The sequence below is a fragment of the Acetobacter lambici genome (genome assembly GCF_011516885.1).
GTDB lineage: Bacteria > Pseudomonadota > Alphaproteobacteria > Acetobacterales > Acetobacteraceae > Acetobacter > Acetobacter lambici.
This window is the reverse complement of record NZ_WOTD01000146.1, coordinates 1-1,004: the sequence shown is the minus strand read 5'-3', so window position 1 is coordinate 1,004 and position 1,004 is coordinate 1. Positions and strand designations below refer to the sequence as shown.

The following is a 1,004-nucleotide window of genomic DNA, read 5'->3' as shown; positions in this document are numbered from 1 at the left end:
GGAATATCCATGAAAGTGAACGACTTTCTGGATTTCCCAGTTCCGGAACCTCAGTACAAGATACCCATCACGAAAAGTACGGAAGAACCCAGTTCTCAGTGAAAATCAACACACGCAGCGTATCGAGCTGTTCGTAGCGGGTCGGCCCACGCACGGCATAGTCGGCGAGCGCGTCCGACTCGATCCCGAGTTGATCCCCTATGAAGGCGAGCGGGATCTGAGGGATCAGCTCCCCCGGCCGGAGCAGCCGCCCCGGGTAGCGCAGCGCGCAAAGCTGGATAGCAAAGCCCAACCGATTGTGCGCCCTTCTCCGACTGACAATGACACGCAGGTCATCGGGAGTGAGCGTCCAGTAACGCACCAGGTCGGCCTCGTTTTCGGGCAGGGCAAGCAGCAACAGGCGCTGCGCCTCGGTCAGAACGGAACGGCGCGGCATCTGTCAGGTTCTGCCGGGAGGCGTCCAGCCAATCCGCGCCAGCGTGTCGATCAGCGTCGAGCGCGGTACACCGAAGTTGCGGCATATAGCCGCTTTGCTGGCGCCGCCTTCGAGGGCGACGGTAATCGCCGCGATCTTCTCCGCGTGGATCGCGGGCGGCCTACCGCCGCGCCGACCCCGGCGCCTGGCGGCTGCCAGCCCCGCCATGACCCGTTCGCGCGTCAAGGCGCGTTCGTATTGGGCGAGTGCGCCGAACATCGAGAACAGCAACTCGCCTTGCGCGGTTGCCGTATCCATATGTTCGGTCAAGGATCGGAAAGCGATGCCACGCTCCCGAAAATCTCCGATAATATCGAGAAGATGCGATAGAGAACGGCCCAGACGGTCGAGTTTCCAGACCACCAGCGTATCCCCTTCCTTGAGCCAGGCGAGGCACGTCTTGAGGCCAGGGCGATCGTCGCGGGCACCAGAGGCCTTGTCGGAATGAATGTGGCGTGCATCGACGCCAGCCGCGATCAGCGCATCGCGCTGGAGATCCACTGACTGGCGTTCGTCGGCTGAGGACACT

At 62.4% G+C, this 1,004-nt stretch carries 1 protein-coding gene and 1 pseudogene; both read right to left on the bottom strand.

What is annotated here, in order from left to right; genetic code table 11:
* Positions 1–112: 112 nt before the first annotated feature.
* Positions 113–436, bottom strand: a pseudogene (locus tag GOB86_RS15565) (DUF4158 domain-containing protein); the annotation flags it as partial.
* 3 nt (positions 437–439) lie between these two features.
* The gene (locus GOB86_RS15560) at positions 440–1,003 is read right to left on the bottom strand and encodes a recombinase family protein (RefSeq protein WP_338421541.1); all 564 of its coding nucleotides are present in this window, start codon (positions 1,001–1,003) and stop codon (positions 440–442) included.
* Position 1,004 lies beyond the last annotated feature (1 nt).